The 14,464-nt window shown below is 72.1% G+C and carries 13 protein-coding genes; 9 read left to right on the top strand and 4 right to left on the bottom strand.

Going from position 1 to position 14,464, the window contains the following annotated elements:
* The first annotated feature begins 15 nt into the window (after nucleotides 1-15).
* From ACIQU3_RS25260 to ACIQU3_RS25240, 5 genes are all read left to right on the top strand, one after another.
* Nucleotides 16-1,254, top strand: coding sequence for a MurT ligase domain-containing protein (locus ACIQU3_RS25260; RefSeq protein ID WP_366712399.1), 1,239 nt, complete (start codon nucleotides 16-18; stop codon nucleotides 1,252-1,254).
* Nucleotides 1,255-1,277: 23 nt separating this feature from the next.
* A complete protein-coding gene (locus ACIQU3_RS25255; RefSeq protein ID WP_234749448.1) occupies nucleotides 1,278-2,006 on the top strand; it encodes a type 1 glutamine amidotransferase in 729 nt (242 codons plus the stop codon).
* Between the two features lie 203 nt (nucleotides 2,007-2,209).
* Nucleotides 2,210-3,235: a 6-phosphofructokinase gene (locus ACIQU3_RS25250; RefSeq protein ID WP_403738255.1), complete on the top strand. Its 1,026-nt coding sequence runs from the start codon at nucleotides 2,210-2,212 to the stop codon at nucleotides 3,233-3,235.
* A gap of 164 nt (nucleotides 3,236-3,399) precedes the next feature.
* Entirely contained in the window at nucleotides 3,400-4,350 is a 951-nt protein-coding gene (locus ACIQU3_RS25245) for a cytochrome c oxidase assembly protein (RefSeq protein ID WP_403738252.1), read from the top strand.
* Between the two features lie 81 nt (nucleotides 4,351-4,431).
* The gene (locus ACIQU3_RS25240; RefSeq protein ID WP_221758929.1) at nucleotides 4,432-4,611 is read left to right on the top strand and encodes a hypothetical protein; all 180 of its coding nucleotides are present in this window, start codon (nucleotides 4,432-4,434) and stop codon (nucleotides 4,609-4,611) included.
* Between the two features lie 4 nt (nucleotides 4,612-4,615).
* On the opposite strand, the gene ACIQU3_RS25235 is transcribed toward ACIQU3_RS25240, so the two are convergent.
* From ACIQU3_RS25235 to ACIQU3_RS25220, 4 genes are read right to left on the bottom strand one after another with little or no spacing between them, the layout of a single operon-like run.
* A complete protein-coding gene (locus ACIQU3_RS25235; protein WP_403738246.1) occupies nucleotides 4,616-5,830 on the bottom strand; it encodes a sensor histidine kinase in 1,215 nt (404 codons plus the stop codon).
* On the bottom strand, nucleotides 5,827-7,542 hold the full coding sequence (locus ACIQU3_RS25230; protein ID WP_403927841.1) for a cation acetate symporter: 1,716 nt from the start codon (nucleotides 7,540-7,542) through the stop codon (nucleotides 5,827-5,829). The genes ACIQU3_RS25235 and ACIQU3_RS25230 overlap by 4 nt, the downstream gene beginning before the upstream one ends.
* A gap of 27 nt (nucleotides 7,543-7,569) precedes the next feature.
* The gene (locus ACIQU3_RS25225) at nucleotides 7,570-7,968 is read right to left on the bottom strand and encodes a hypothetical protein (protein ID WP_403738240.1); all 399 of its coding nucleotides are present in this window, start codon (nucleotides 7,966-7,968) and stop codon (nucleotides 7,570-7,572) included.
* Nucleotides 7,969-7,970: 2 nt separating this feature from the next.
* On the bottom strand, nucleotides 7,971-8,720 hold the full coding sequence (locus tag ACIQU3_RS25220; RefSeq protein WP_403738237.1) for a LytR/AlgR family response regulator transcription factor: 750 nt from the start codon (nucleotides 8,718-8,720) through the stop codon (nucleotides 7,971-7,973).
* 121 nt (nucleotides 8,721-8,841) lie between these two features.
* On the opposite strand from ACIQU3_RS25220, the gene ACIQU3_RS25215 reads away from it, so the two are divergent.
* The 4 genes from ACIQU3_RS25215 to ACIQU3_RS25200 all read left to right on the top strand — a co-directional run bounded on the left by ACIQU3_RS25215 (nucleotide 8,842) and on the right by ACIQU3_RS25200 (nucleotide 14,398).
* A complete protein-coding gene (locus tag ACIQU3_RS25215; RefSeq protein ID WP_403927839.1) occupies nucleotides 8,842-9,357 on the top strand; it encodes an Lrp/AsnC family transcriptional regulator in 516 nt (171 codons plus the stop codon).
* A 126-nt stretch (nucleotides 9,358-9,483) separates the two neighbouring features.
* A complete protein-coding gene (gene ddaH, locus ACIQU3_RS25210; protein WP_403738232.1) occupies nucleotides 9,484-10,314 on the top strand; it encodes a dimethylargininase in 831 nt (276 codons plus the stop codon).
* Entirely contained in the window at nucleotides 10,311-11,564 is a 1,254-nt protein-coding gene (rocD, locus tag ACIQU3_RS25205) for an ornithine--oxo-acid transaminase (protein WP_403927837.1), read from the top strand. Before ddaH ends, rocD begins: the two co-directional genes overlap by 4 nt.
* 371 nt (nucleotides 11,565-11,935) lie before the next feature.
* Nucleotides 11,936-14,398, top strand: coding sequence for a SpoIIE family protein phosphatase (locus ACIQU3_RS25200; protein WP_403927834.1), 2,463 nt, complete (start codon nucleotides 11,936-11,938; stop codon nucleotides 14,396-14,398).
* The last annotated feature ends 66 nt before the right edge of the window (nucleotides 14,399-14,464 follow it).

Raw genomic sequence — 14,464 nt, 5'->3', positions numbered from 1 at the left:
GAGGATCGAGAACTGATGGCAGGCAACTCGGACCCGCTCTCGCCGCGGGCCAAGCTGGCCGTGACCGCGGGCAAGGCGGTCGCGGCGGCATCGCGCGCCGCAGGGCGCGGCAGCGGTTCGGTGATCGGCGGCCGGGTGGCGCTCAAGCTCGACCCCGAGCTCCTGGCCCGGCTCGCACAGAACCTGGACGTGGTCCTGGTCTCGGCGACGAACGGCAAGACCACCACCACCCGGCTCATCGCCGAGGCCCTGCGCGCGGCGGGACCGGTCGTCTCCAACGCGCTCGGCGCCAACATGCCGGCCGGCATCACCTCCGCGCTCGCGGGCGGCTCGGACGCGCGCTACGGCGTCATCGAGGTCGACGAGAAGTACCTCGCCGGCGTCGCCCGGGACACCGCACCGAAGTGCATCGCCCTGCTCAACCTCTCGCGCGACCAGCTCGACCGCGCCGCCGAGACCCGCATGCTCGCCGAGAACTGGCGGGAGGGACTCGCGGGTTCCAAGGCCGTGGTCGTGGCCAACTGCGACGACCCGCTGGTGGTGTGGGCGGCCTCGTCCTCCCCCAACGTGATCTGGGTCGCCGCCGGGCAGATGTGGAAGGACGACGCCTGGTCCTGCCCGTCGTGCGGTGGCGTGATGCAGCGCCCCGGCGACGACTGGTTCTGCGGCGAGTGCGGCTTCCGCCGCCCCACCCCGAGCTGGGCGCTCTCCGGTGACCACGTGCTCGACCCGCACGGTTCGGCCTGGCCGATCCACCTCCAGCTGCCCGGCCGTGCCAACAAGGCCAACGCCGCCTCCTCGGCCGCCGTCGCGGCCGTGTTCGGGGTGCCGCCGCAGGTCGCGCTGGAGCGCATGTACCAGGTGCAGGCGGTGGCCGGGCGGTACGACGTCGTCCAGTTCCAGGGCCGCGACCTCAGGCTGCTGCTGGCGAAGAACCCGGCCGGCTGGCTGGAGACGTTCTCCCTGATCGACCCGCCGCCCACCCCGGTCATCCTGTCGGTGAACGCGCGCTCCGCCGACGGCACCGACACCTCCTGGCTGTGGGACGTCGACTACTCGCGGCTGACCGGTCACCCGATCTGCGTCGTCGGCGACCGGCGGCTGGACCTGGCGGTGCGCCTGGAGGTCGCCGACCAGCACTTCCAGGTCTACGAGAACCTCGACCAGGCCGTGGCGGCGTGCCCGCCGGGCCGGATCGAGGTCATCGCCAACTACACGGCGTTCCAGGACCTGCGCCGCCGGGTCGGCAACTGAGCACGAGACGTCAGGGGACTTTTGTGAGCGACAACCAACTGCGGGTCGTCTGGATCTATCCCGACCTGCTCAGCACCTACGGCGACCAGGGCAACGTCCTCGTCGTCGAACGCCGGGCGCAGCAGCGCGGGCTGGACGTGGCCCGGCTGGACGTGCGCAGCGACCAGCCGATCCCGACCTCCGGCGACATCTACCTGATCGGCGGCGGTGAGGACCGGCCGCAGCGGCTCGCCGCCGAGCGGCTGCGCCGGGACGGCGGACTGACCCGGGCCGTGGAGAACGGCGCCATCGTGTTCTCGGTGTGCGCCGGCTACCAGATCCTCGGGCACGAGTTCATCAACGACCTCGGCCAGCGCGAGCCCGGCCTCGGGCTGCTGGACGTGGTGTCGGTGCGCGGCGAGGGCGCGCGGTGCGTCGGGGACGTGCTGGGCGACATCGACCAGCGCCTCGGCCTGCCCCCGCTGACGGGCTTCGAGAACCACCAGGGCGTCACCCATCTGGGCCCCACCGCCCGCCCGCTCGCCCGGGTGCGCTTCGGCAACGGCAACGGCACGGGCGACGGGACGGAGGGCGCGTACAACGACACCGTCTTCGGCACGTACATGCACGGGCCGGTGCTGGCCCGCAACCCGCTGATCGCGGACCTGCTGCTGAAGCTGGCCCTCGACGTCAACGCGCTGCCGCCGACGGACGACCGCTGGTACGAGGCCCTGCGCAACGAGCGCATCGCCGCTGCTCAGCAGCCTGCCTAGGCGCAGCGCCGCAGCGTGCCCGGGGTACGCGTCAACCTGCTGGTCAACAGCCCGTATGACGGCCCATCCGCACAGGTGAGCGGGGTCGTCCAGCAGGCGGACGCGTGCTTCGGTCCGGCCCCTCGATGCCGCTAGGGTGGCGGGGATTCCAGCCGGACAACGTGGTCCGGTCCCCGGCCCACGTTGAGAAGGTATTTCGGGCTATGCGCATTGGTGTCCTCACGTCCGGCGGCGACTGCCCCGGCCTGAACGCCGTCATCCGGTCCGTCGTGCACCGTGCCGTCGTCGACCACGGCGACGAGGTCATCGGCTTCCGGGACGGCTGGAAGGGCCTCCTGGAGTGCGACTACCTCAAGCTCGACCTCGACGCGGTGGGCGGCATCCTCGCCCGCGGCGGCACCATTCTCGGGTCCTCCCGGGTCCAGCCCTCCCATCTGCGGGACGGTGTGGAGCGGGCCAAGGGCCACGTCGAGGAGCTCGGCCTCGACGCGATCATCCCCATCGGCGGCGAGGGCACGCTCAAGGCCGCGCGGCTGATGTCCGACAGCGGTCTGCCCGTCGTGGGTGTACCCAAGACGATCGACAACGACATCGCGGTCACGGACGTCACGTTCGGCTTCGACACGGCCGTGGGTGTGGCGACCGAGGCCCTGGACCGGCTGAAGACCACCGCCGAGTCCCACCAGCGGGTTCTGGTGGTGGAGGTCATGGGCCGGCACACCGGCTGGATCGCCCTGCACTCCGGCATGGCGGCCGGTGCGCACGCCATCGTCGTCCCCGAGCGGCCCTTCGACATAGAGGAGCTGACCCGTCGGGTGGGCGAGCGGTTCGAGGCGGGCAAGCGCTTCGCGATCGTGGTGGCGGCGGAGGGGGCGAAGCCCCGGGCCGGGACCATGGAGTTCGACGAGGGCGGCAAGGACATCTACGGGCACGAGCGGTTCGCCGGGATCGCCCGGCAGCTGTCCGTGGAGCTGGAGGGACGGCTGGGGAAGGAAGCCCGGCCGGTGATCCTCGGGCACGTGCAGCGGGGTGGTACGCCGACCGCCTACGACCGGGTGCTGGCCACGCGGTTCGGGTGGCACGCGGTGGAGGCGGTGCACCGGGGTGAGTTCGGGCACATGACCGCGCTGCGGGGGACCGACATCGTGATGGTGCCGCTGGCAGAGGCTGTGGAAACGCTGAAGACCGTTCCCGACGACCGGTACGAAGAGGCGGAGTGCGTGCTCTGAAGCGCTGCTGAGTCGCCGGGTGCGGGTTGAGTGTGGTTGATCGCGCCGTTCCCCGCGCCCCTGAGGACGCTGAACCGCCCCCGGTCGTAGTGGTGACCGGGGGCGGTTCTACTCTTGTGGGCGGACAACTTGCTGCACACCCCCACGAAACAGGAGCCGGCGGAATGGATCACAGCGGGCACGGCATGACCATGGATCTGCCGCCGTTCACGCTGGGGCGAGGTCTGGAGTGGTCGGCGGACCCGTTCTTCCTCGTCGCATGCCTGGCCGGGCTGGCCCTGTACGGGTGGGGTGTCGTGCGCCTCGTCCGGCGCGGGGACAAGTGGCCCGTGGGGCGTACGGTCGCGTTCGTCCTGGGCGTGCTGAGCATCATGCTCATGATGTGCACCGGGCTGAACGACTACGGCATGGTCATGTTCAGCGTGCACATGGTGCAGCACATGGTGATCAGCATGGTGTCGCCCATCCTCATCCTGCTCGGTGCGCCGATCACGCTGGCGCTGCGGGCGCTGCCCACGGCGGGGCGGGGCCGCAAGGGGCCCCGTGAGCTGCTGCTGATGTTCCTGCACAGCCGGTACATGCGGATCGTCACGCACCCGGCGTTCACGATCCCCCTGTTCATCGCGAGCCTCTACGGGCTGTACTTCACGCCCCTCTTCGACACCCTGATGGGCTCCAAGGCGGGCCACATCGCGATGATGGTGCACTTCCTCGCGGTCGGTCTGGTGTTCTTCTGGCCGATCATGGGCGTGGACCCGGGCCCGCACCGCCCGGGCTACCTGATGCGGATGCTGGAGCTGTTCGCGGGCATGCCCTTCCACGCGTTCTTCGGGATCGCGCTGATGATGGCGTCCGAGCCGATGGTCGAGACGTTCAAGAACCCGCCCGGCTCGCTCGGCATCGAGGCGCTGTCCGACCAGAACGCGGCGGGCGGCATCGCCTGGGCGTTCAGCGAGATCCCCTCCGTGCTCGTGCTGGTGGCCCTGCTGTTCCAGTGGTACGCCTCGGACCAGCGACAGGCCCGGCGCACCGACCGGGCCGCCGACCGCGACGGGGACAAGGAGCTGGAGGCGTACAACGCCTATCTGGCATCTCTGAACACGCAAGGGCGCTGAGGACCTCTTCGGCACGGGCCGTGCGCGCCGGGCGTCCGCCGGGCACCATGGAGGGACCGGACCATGAGGAGGGGTGTTGTGATGCCCGGATCCACGAACGGTTCCAACGCGACGAAGACCATGGGAGCGCTCACACTGGGCGGGCTGGTCGTGGTGACGGCCTACACGGTGGCGCTCGGGAGCAACGGCTGGCTGTGGTTCGGCTGGGTCGTCCTCGGTCTGATCACCCTGGGACTGGTGGTCACGACGCGCAGCACCTGACGCCTCACTCCCGGGCCGGACGCCCCGCCGAGTGCACACCGGGCTGGTATTTCGGGAGCCGGACGGTGATCTTCATGCCGGCGCCGGTGGCCGTCTCGATGACGAGGCCGTAGTCGTCTCCGTAGACCTGGCGGAGCCGGTCGTCGACGTTGGACAGGCCGATGCCGCCCGAGGGGCTGACCTCGCGGGCCAGGATGCGGCGGAGCAGGCCGGGGTCCATGCCGGCGCCGTCGTCCTCGATGACGACCAGGGCCTCGGCGCCCGCGTCCTGGGCGGTGATCTGGATGCGGCACCGGCCCGCGGACACGGCCTTGCCCTCCAGGCCGTGCTTGACGGCGTTCTCGACGAGCGGCTGGAGGCAGAGGAACGGCAGGGTCACCGGCAGCACCTCCGGCGCTATCTGGAGGGTGACGGAGAGGCGGTCGCCGAAGCGTGCCCGGACCAGCGCCAGGTAGTGGTCGATGGCGTGGAGCTCCTCGGCAAGCGTGGTGAAGTCGCCGTGCCGGCGGAACGAGTAGCGGGTGAAGTCGGCGAATTCGAGGAGCAGCTCGCGGGCGCGCTCGGGGTCGGTGCGGACGAACGAGGCGATCACCGCGAGCGAGTTGAAGATGAAATGGGGCGAGATCTGGGCCCGCAGTGCCTTGATCTCGGCCTCGATGAGCCGGGTGCGGGACTGGTCGAGATCGGCCAGCTCCAGCTGGACGGACACCCAACGGGCGACCTCACCCGCGGCCCGGACGAGCACCGCCGACTCGCGGGGCGCGCAGGCGACCAGCGCGCCGTGCACCCGGTCGTCGACGGTGAGCGGGGCGACGACCGCCCAGCGCACCGAACAGTCGAGGCTGTCGCAGGTGAGCCGGAAAGCCTCACCGCGGCCGGTTTCCAGGGCACCGGCGAGGCGGTCCATGATCTCGTCCCGGTGGTGCGCGCCGTCGCCGTCCCAGACCAGGACGTCGGTGCGGTCGGTGAGGCAGAGGGCGTCCGTGCCGAGCAGGGAGCGCAGTTTGCGGGCGGACTTGCGGGCGGTCTCCTCCGTCAGGCCGGCCCGCAGCGGGGGTGCGGCGAGGGACGCCGTGTGCAGGGTCTCGAAGGTGGCGTGCTCGACGGGGGTGCCGAGTCCGGCGAGGCTCTTGGCCCGTGCCGTCCGCCGCCCGAGCCAGACGCCGAGAGCGAGCACCGGGAGCACGCCGACGCACAGACCTGCCAGGAAACCGCTCACGCCGGCACCTCCGAGCGCAGCTCCTCCGGGAGATGGAACCGGGCCAGGACCGCCGCGGTGCCGGGCGGGACCCGGCCGGGCGTGGCCAGGGACACCATGATCATGGTGAGGAAGCCCAGCGGCACCGACCACAGCGCGGGCCAGGCGAGCAGGGCGTGCAGGGCGGCGCCCTCGCCCGGGTAGCCGGCCATGGTCGCGGCGACGGCGAGCAGGGCGGAGCCGCCGCCGACCAGCATCCCGGCGGCCGCGCCGGGCGGGGTCAGCCGCCGCCACCAGATGCCGAGGACGAGCAGCGGACAGAACGAGGACGCCGAGACCGCGAAGGCGAGCCCCACGGCGTCGGCGACCGGCAGCCCGCCGACCAGGACGCTCGCCGCGAGGGGCATCGCCATGGCGAGGACCGTGCCGAGCCGGAAGTGCCGTACGCCGCGGGACGGCAGGACGTCCTGGGTGAGGACTCCCGCGACCGCCATGGTCAGGCCCGAGGCCGTGGAGAGGAACGCCGCGAAGGCGCCCCCGGCGACCAGCGCGCCCAGCAGGTCGCCGCCCGCTCCCCCGATCATGCGGTCGGGCAGCAGCAGGACGGCGGCGTCCGGGTCGCCGGTGAGGGTGAGTTCGGGGGCGTAGAGGCGGCCGAGGGCGCCGTAGACGGGGGGCAGCAGGTAGAAGGCGCCGATCAGGCCCAGGACGGCGACGGTGGTGCGGCGGGCGGCGACGCCGTGCGGGCTCGTGTAGAAGCGGACCACGACGTGCGGCAGGCCCATGGTGCCCAGGAAGGTGGCGAGGATCAGACCGTACGTGGCGTACAGCGGCCGTTCCTCGCGGCTTTCGGCCTGCGACGGGGACAGGTCGCCGCCGCCGCTGCGCCGGGCCTCGGGGACGGCGGCGCCCCGGGGAAAGGTGAGCCGGGTGCCGCGCTCGATGTGGTGGGTCCCGGCGGTCAGTTCCAGCCGCGTCCCGGTGTGGGTGCGGCCGTCGACGGTGCCGGTCACCATGACGCTCAGCGGCCGGTCCAGCCTCAGGTCGATCGCGTCGTCGACGCGGACGACGCGCTGCTCGCGGAAGGTGGCCGGTTCGTCGAAGGCGTGCCGGGGCGCTCCGTCGCTCTGCCAGGTGAGAACCAGGAAGAGCGCGGGGACGAGCAGGGCGGTGAGTTTCAGCCAGTACTGGAAGGCCTGCACGAAGGTGATGCTGCGCATGCCGCCGGCGGCGACGGTGGCGGTCACGACGACGGCGACGATCACCCCGCCGAGCCAGTCGGGCGCCCCGGTCAGCACCGTCAGGGTGAGCCCGGCGCCCTGCAGCTGGGGCAGCAGATACAGCCACCCGACACCGACGACGAAGGCTCCGGCGAGCCGCCGTACGGCCTGGGAGGCGAGGCGCGCCTCCGCGAAGTCGGGAAGCGTGTAGGCGCCGGAGCGGCGCAGCGGGGCGGCCACGAAGATCAGCAGGACCAGGTAGCCGGCGGTGTAGCCGACCGGGTACCAGAGCATGTCGGGGCCCTGGACCAGGACGAGGCCCGCGATGCCGAGGAAGGAGGCGGCGGAGAGGTACTCGCCGCTGATGGCGGCGGCGTTGAGGCGGGGGCCGACGGTACGGGAGGCGACGTAGAAGTCGGACGTGGTGCGGGAGATGCGCAGGCCGAAGGCGCCGACCAGGACCGTCGCGACGACGACCAGGGCGACGGCGGGTATGGCGTAGCTGGAGTTCATCGGGGGCCGGGGTTCATCGGTGCGGCGTCAGCGGTCTTCTACCAGGCGTACGAAGTCGCGTTCGTTGCGCTCGGCCCGGCGGACGTACCAGCGGGCGAGCAGCACCAGCGGGACGTAGAGGCCGAAGCCCAGGACGGCCCATGCGAGACGACGGGCGTCGGGCATCGCCGCGAAGAGCAGCGGGAGCGGGCCGACGAGCAGGCCGAGGACGGTGAACACGGTGAGAGCGGCACGCAGTTGGGTGCGCATCAGGGAGCGGACGTAGGTGTGGCCGAGGGTGGTCTGCTCGTCGATCTCGGTGCGCGGACGGTAGGAGCCGGAGGAGGTCTGCGGGTATCGCCCGCGCGAGCGGAGCCGGGTGTGCGGGCCGGTATGCCGGGGCGGGCCGGTGACGACGACACGGCGTTCGGTGTGGTCCTGGGGCACCGTCAGGGCCTCCTCATGAGCAGGTCGCGCAGTTCGCGTGTGTGCCGCCTGCTGACCTGGAGCTCCTCGGAGCCGACGAGGACGCTGACGGTGCCCGCGTCGAGGCGGAGTTCGCCGATGTGGCGCAGTGCGACGAGGTGACGGCGGTGGATGCGGACGAAACCGCGGCTGCGCCAGCGCTCCTCCAGGGTGGAGAGCGGGATGCGCACCAGGTGACTGCCCTTGTCGGTGTGCAGGCGGGCGTAGTCGCCCTGGGCCTCGACGTGGGTGATGTCGTCGACGGCGACGAAGCGGGTCACGCCGCCGAGTTCGACGGGTAGGTGGTCCGGGTCGGGTTCGTGGACGGGGATGCGGGGGGCTGCGCCGCGCAGTTCCACGGCCCGGCGGACGGCCTCGGCGAGCCGCTCCTTGCGGACCGGTTTGAGCACGTAGTCGACGGCCTTGAGGTCGAAGGCCTGTACGGCGAAGTCCTCGTGGGCGGTGACGAACACGACGAGCGGCGGCCGGGCGAAGCCGGTGAGCAGCCGCGCGAGGTCGAGACCGTCGAGGCCGGGCATCTGGATGTCCAGGAAGACGACGTCGATGGCGTCGGGCCCGCCCGGGCCGGACTCCAGGGCGCGGTTCATGCGGCGCAGCGCCTCGGTCGCGTCGCCCACGCCCTGCGCGCTGCCGATGCGCGGGTCGGCGTGCAGGAGGTAGAGCAGTTCCTCCAGCGAGGGGCGTTCGTCGTCGACAGCCAGGGCGCGCAGCATGAACCCGGAGTGTAGGGGTGATCCGAACGTCTGGACATGTGCCGGGGGTGGACGTTCGCGCCGGATGCGGTGCACGGGCCGGCGGGGCGCGGGCCGGGATGCCGGTGGATACAGTGCCCGCATGAACAGCAGGTCCACGCCGTTCGACGAACTCGACCGGAAGATCATCACCGCGTTGATGGCGAACGCGAGGACGTCGTTCGCCGAGATCGGCACGGCGATCGGGCTGTCGGCCACGGCGGTCAAGCGGCGGGTCGACCGGCTGCGCGAGACGGGTGTGATCACCGGGTTCTCGGCGACGGTGAAGCCGTCGGCGCTGGGCTGGCGCACGGAGGCCTACGTCGAGGTGTACTCCGAGGGCGCCGCCCCGCCGCGGCGGCTGGCCGAGGTGGTGCGGGACTATCCGGAGATCGCCGCGGCGATGACCGTGACCGGCGGCGCGGACGCGCTGCTGCACGTGCGGGCGCGGGACGTGGAGCACTTCGAGGAGGTGCTGGAACGGATCCGGCAGGAACCGTTCATCCGGAAGACGATCAGTGTGATGGTGCTGTCCCACCTGCTGCCGGAGAGCCCGGAGGCGGGGGCGAGTCATCCGGCCCCGGAGGGCGTGGGAGGCGGCGCAGCAGACGTGCGCTGAGCGGCTTCAAGACGCAGCGTTCCTGCGTGAACGCGCAATCTTTGTTTCTTGTCGGGCACGGTCGCCACTTCCTACCGTTGTGTCAATCCCCAGTCACACACCGTGAGGAAGCGGAGGGACCCCTCTGTGCCCGACTCCCGTGTGCCGCGTCGGCGGCGCTACCTCGTCTGCGAGCCCAGACACTTCGCCGTGCAGTACGCGATCAACCCGTGGATGCATCCCGACGAACCCGTCGACGTCATCCGTGCCCTGGACCAGTGGCAGTCGCTGGTCGACACCTACCGCGCCCACGGCCATACCGTGGACAGTGTGAAACCCGTTCCCGGCCTGCCGGACATGGTTTTCGCCGCGAACGCGGCGGTCGTCGTCGACGGCCGCGTCTTCGGGGCGCTCTTCCACGCGCCCGAACGCCGTCCCGAGTCCGTGCCGTACGAGGCGTGGTTCAAGACGGAGGGTTACGACGTCTACCACCCCGAGTCGGTGTGCGAGGGCGAGGGCGACCTGGTGCCGGCCGGCCGCTGGATCCTGGCCGGGACGGGCTTCCGCACGACCCGGGAGGCCCACAGCGAGGTGCAGGAGTACTTCGGGACGCCGGTGATCAGCCTGACGCTGGTGGATCCGTACTTCTACCACTTGGACACGGCGCTGTTCGTCCTCGACGACGGGCACGACGGGAACATCGTCTACTACCCCGGGGCGTTCTCGCCGGGCAGCCGAGAAGTGCTGGCCCGGCTGTACCCGGACGCGGTGCTCGCCACCCGCGAGGACGCGATGGCGTTCGGCCTCAACTCCGTCTCCGACGGGCGCCACGTGTTCATCTCACCGGGGGCGACGGGCCTGGCCGAGCAGCTGGCCGGCCGTGGCTACGTACCCGTCCCCGTCGACCTGTCCGAGTTCCACAAGGCCGGTGGCGGCATCAAGTGCTGCACCCAGGAGATCCGGGAGATCCGCTCATGACCGCACCCGTCCGCACCGAGGACCCGCAGGGGGGCCGTGACCCGCGTCAGACGCGTGGCTCGCAGGAGCTGATCCGCGCGGAGGAGCCGGTCCTCGCGCACAACTACCACCCGTTGCCGGTGGTCGTCGCCCGCGCCGAGGGCACCTGGGTGGAGGACGTCGAGGGGCGGCGCTACCTCGACATGCTGGCCGGCTACTCGGCCCTCAACTTCGGTCACCGGCATCCTGCGCTGATCGAGGCGGCCCACCGCCAGCTCGACCGGCTGACCCTCACCTCGCGCGCGTTCCACAACGACCGGCTCGCCGAGTTCGCGGAGCGGCTGGCCGCGCTGACCGGCATGGACATGGTGCTGCCCATGAACACCGGTGCGGAGGCGGTGGAGAGCGGGGTGAAGGTGGCCCGGAAGTGGGCCTACGACGTCAAGGGCGTGCCGGCCGACCGGGCGACGATCGTGGTCGCCGCGGACAACTTCCACGGCCGTACGACGACGATCGTCAGCTTCTCCACCGACGAGACGGCCCGGGCGGGCTTCGGGCCGTTCACCCCGGGGTTCCGGATGGTGCCGTACAACGACCTGGCCGCGATGGAGGAGGCGGTCGACGAGACGACGGCGGCGGTGCTGATCGAGCCGATCCAGGGCGAGGCGGGGGTGATCATCCCGGACGACGGCTATCTGGCGGGCGTGCGGGAGCTGACCCGCCGCAAGGGCTGTCTGTTCATCGCGGACGAGATCCAGTCCGGGCTGGGCCGCACGGGCCGCACGCTGGCGGTCGAGCACGAGCCGGTGGTGCCGGACGTGCTGCTGCTGGGCAAGGCGCTGGGCGGCGGCATCGTGCCGGTGTCGGCGGTGGTCGGGCGCCGGGAGGTGCTCGGGGTGCTGCACCCGGGTGAGCACGGCTCGACGTTCGGAGGCAATCCGCTGGCGGCGGCGGTCGGCACGGCGGTGGTGGAGCTGCTGGAGACGGGCGAGTTCCAGCGCCGGGCGGCCGAACTGGGCGAGACCCTGCGCGACGGTCTGACGGGGCTGGTCGGCAAGGGCGTGGTGGGCTTCCGCTCACGCGGCCTGTGGGCGGGCGTCGACATCGACCCCGCGCTGGGCACGGGCCGCGAGATCAGCGAACGTCTCATGCGGGAGGGGGTCCTTGCGAAGGACACCCACGGCTCCACGATCCGCCTGGCCCCACCGCTGACCATCACGGGCGAGGAGCTGACGGGGGCAATCGGGGCGCTGGAGAAGGCACTGGGGTAAGAAACGAGGCCGGGCCGGCCGGGGCCGGCCCCGGACCGGGCTCCCGGGGGGCGGCGCGCACCGGATGCCGGGATGCACTGCCTGGTCAGGGCAGATCCCGTGACACCCGGGCTCCGGGCTCCGGGCTCCGGGCTCCGGGCTCCGGGCTCCGGGCTCCGGGCTCCGGGCTCCGGGCTCCGGGCTCCGGGCTCCGGGCTCCGGGGTGGGGGTGTACTCGATGTGGGTGCCGTCTTCCAACGGCCGGCGGAACGTCTCCCACCGCACCCGGTCCTGCGCCCCGGCCGGCCCTGCACAAGCCGCCCCTCCTGGCCGGAAGGGTGAAGATTGAGGCAAGAGGTGGTAGACCACTCTCAGCGACAGAGAGGTCGGCCGTGGGCGCAGACGAGGCGTACGGCGTTGCCCGGCAACGGTTCGACGTGGCCGACGCGGCGCCCCTGTTGCTCGATCCACAGGGCGTGGTGACGGGCTGGACGAGCGATGCCCGGCGGCTGCTGGCGTACCCGGCTTCCGAGGCGGTCGGCAGGAAGCTGGCCGACCTGCTGGTCGGAGAGGACGCCGAGCGCGTACCCGACCTGGTGGAGCGGTGCCGCAGGGACGGCGGCTGGACGGGGCTGCTGACGGCCCGCCGCAGAAACGGGCAGCCGGTGCGGGTCGCGGCGCGGATCACCGCGGCCGAGGAAGCGCAGGGCGGTGCCCGCTGGCTGATGCTCCTGTCGCAGATGTCCGAGGGCGCTCCCGGCTGGGACATGAGCCGCTCGGTCCTGGAACAGATGGCGGCGGGCGCCCCCGTCGGCATCGCGATCGTGGACACCGACCTGCGTTTCGTGTGGTCGAACGCCGCCCTGGAGCAGTTCGGCGGCGGTCCGGCGGCGCGCCGGCTCGGGCTGCGCTTCGCGGACGTGCAGCCGGGGATGGACCACCAGGCGGTCGAGGCGCAGATGCGGCGCGTGCTGGAGACCGGCGAGCCGGTGGTCGGCTACGAGCACGTGGGCCATGTGCGCTCGGCCCCGCTGCACGAGACGGCCCACATGCTGTCGTTCACCCGGCTCGAGGACGACCGGGGCCAGCCCATCGGCGTGTACTACACGGTCGTGGACATGACCGATCGGCACCGTGCGCGACAGCGGCTGGCGCTGCTCGACCGGGCGGGCGAGAGCATCGGCCGCAGCCTCGACCTCACGCGCACCGCGCAGGAACTGGCGGACGTGGTCGTGCCGGGGGTGGCCGACTTCGTCACCGTGGACCTGCTGGAGTCGGTGCTGCGGGGCGGCGAGCCGGCACCCGGGCCGCTCGAGGACTCGGAGGAACCGGTGGAGCTGCGCCGCGCCGGCTACCGGTCCGCGCACGCCGACCTCCTGGATGCCGTCATCGAGGTCGGCGAAGGGGTGGCCTTCCGGGCGGGCACGCCGCCGTTCCGCTGTCTGGCCACGGGGCGATCCTGGCGTTCGGAGCGGCTCGACCCGCTGACCCGTGACTGGACCACGAGCACCCCGAGCGGCCGCCGGGCCACGTTCCTGGAGCTCGGCATGCACAGCGTGATGACCGTGCCGATCCGCTCGCGCGGCATCACCCTGGGCATCACGACCTTCTACCGGCGCCGGGAGCGGGAGCACTTCGACGAGGAGGACCTGCGGCTGGCCGAGGACCTCGTCGCCCGTGCGGCCGTCTGCGTGGACAACGCCCGCCGCTACACCCGTGAGCGGGACGCCGCGCTGGTCCTGCAGCGCAGCCTGCTCCCCCATCGGCTGCCCGAGCAGGACGCCGTCGAGGTGGCCGCGTGCTACCGGCCGGCCGACGAGCTGACCGGTCTCGGGGGCGACTGGTACGACCTCATCCCGTTGTCGGGGGCGCGGGTGGCGCTGGTCGTGGGCGAGGTGCCCGGGCACGGCATCGACGCCGCCGCGGCCATGGGGCAGTTGCGGACCGCCGTACGGACCCTCGCGGCTCTGGATCTGCCTCCGGAGGAGGTGCTGGCACACCTCGACGACCTGGTGGCGCGTTCGGCGCGGGAGGAAGGCGCCGAGCCCGGGACGGTGGGCGCCCCGGGAACGCAGTCCGTGGGCTCCGGCTGCCTGTACGTGATCTACGACCCCGTCGACGGCGGCTGTGCCATGGCGGCGGCGGGGCATCCCGCCCCGGCCGTGGTCCAGCCCGACGGCTCGGTGGTGTTCGTCGAACTGCCACAGGGGCCGCCACTCGGGGTGGGGGGCCCGCCCTTCGAAGCGGTCGAGCTCTCCCTGGCGGAGGACAGCACACTGGCGCTGCACACCGACGGGCTGCTGGCGCGGGGCGAGACCTGGGCCGTCGACGCGGGCCGGGACCGGCTGCGCGAGGCGCTGGAGCGAGGCGGTTCGCTCGAGTCGTACTGCCGGTCCGTCGTCGACGCCCTGGTCCCGGCTCATCCGTACGACGACGTGGCCCTGCTGATGGCCCGGACGAAACGTCTCGGCACCGGCCAGGTCGCGGCCTGGGACCTGCCCGCTGATCCGGCCGTGGTCGCCGACGCCCGCCGCACGGCCACCCGGCAGCTTTCGCACTGGGGCCTGGAAGAGCTGGCCTTCACCACGGAACTGGTGGTGAGCGAGCTGGTCACCAACGCCATCCGGTACGCCACCGGGTCCATCCGGCTCCGGCTGATCCGGGAACGCGCCCTGGTGTGCGAGGTCCTCGACGGTGGCGCCACCGCGCCCCATCTGCGCCATCCCCGTACGACCGACGAGGGCGGGCGCGGGCTGCTGCTGGTCTCCCAGCTCACCCAGCGGTGGGGGACGCGGTTCGTCCCCGAGGGCAAGGTCATCTGGGCCGAGCAGTCACTGGCAGATCTCGCCGACTGAGGCCGGTTGAGGTTCCCCCATACCGTGCGAAACTGGTGTGACCCCGGCGGCGGTGAGGCGGCAGCC

It is taken from the genome of Streptomyces sp. NPDC101110 (assembly GCF_044759525.1).
GTDB lineage: Bacteria > Actinomycetota > Actinomycetes > Streptomycetales > Streptomycetaceae > Streptomyces.
This window is presented reverse-complemented; position numbering and strand designations above follow the sequence as displayed.

Bases quoted from the DNA above. Each gene is read 5' to 3' on its own strand.
- ACIQU3_RS25260 (WP_366712399.1), top strand. From the start codon at position 16: ATGGCAGGCAACTCGGACCCGCTCTCGCCGCGGGCCAAGCTGGCCGTG.
- ACIQU3_RS25250 (WP_403738255.1), top strand. From the start codon at position 2,210: ATGCGCATTGGTGTCCTCACGTCCGGCGGCGACTGCCCCGGCCTGAAC.
- ACIQU3_RS25245 (WP_403738252.1), top strand. From the start codon at position 3,400: ATGGATCACAGCGGGCACGGCATGACCATGGATCTGCCGCCGTTCACG.
- ACIQU3_RS25240 (WP_221758929.1), top strand. From the start codon at position 4,432: ATGCCCGGATCCACGAACGGTTCCAACGCGACGAAGACCATGGGAGCG.
- ACIQU3_RS25230 (WP_403927841.1), bottom strand. From the start codon at position 7,542: ATGAACTCCAGCTACGCCATACCCGCCGTCGCCCTGGTCGTCGTCGCG.
- ACIQU3_RS25220 (WP_403738237.1), bottom strand. From the start codon at position 8,720: ATGCTGCGCGCCCTGGCTGTCGACGACGAACGCCCCTCGCTGGAGGAA.
- ACIQU3_RS25215 (WP_403927839.1), top strand. From the start codon at position 8,842: ATGAACAGCAGGTCCACGCCGTTCGACGAACTCGACCGGAAGATCATC.
- rocD (WP_403927837.1), top strand. From the start codon at position 10,311: ATGACCGCACCCGTCCGCACCGAGGACCCGCAGGGGGGCCGTGACCCG.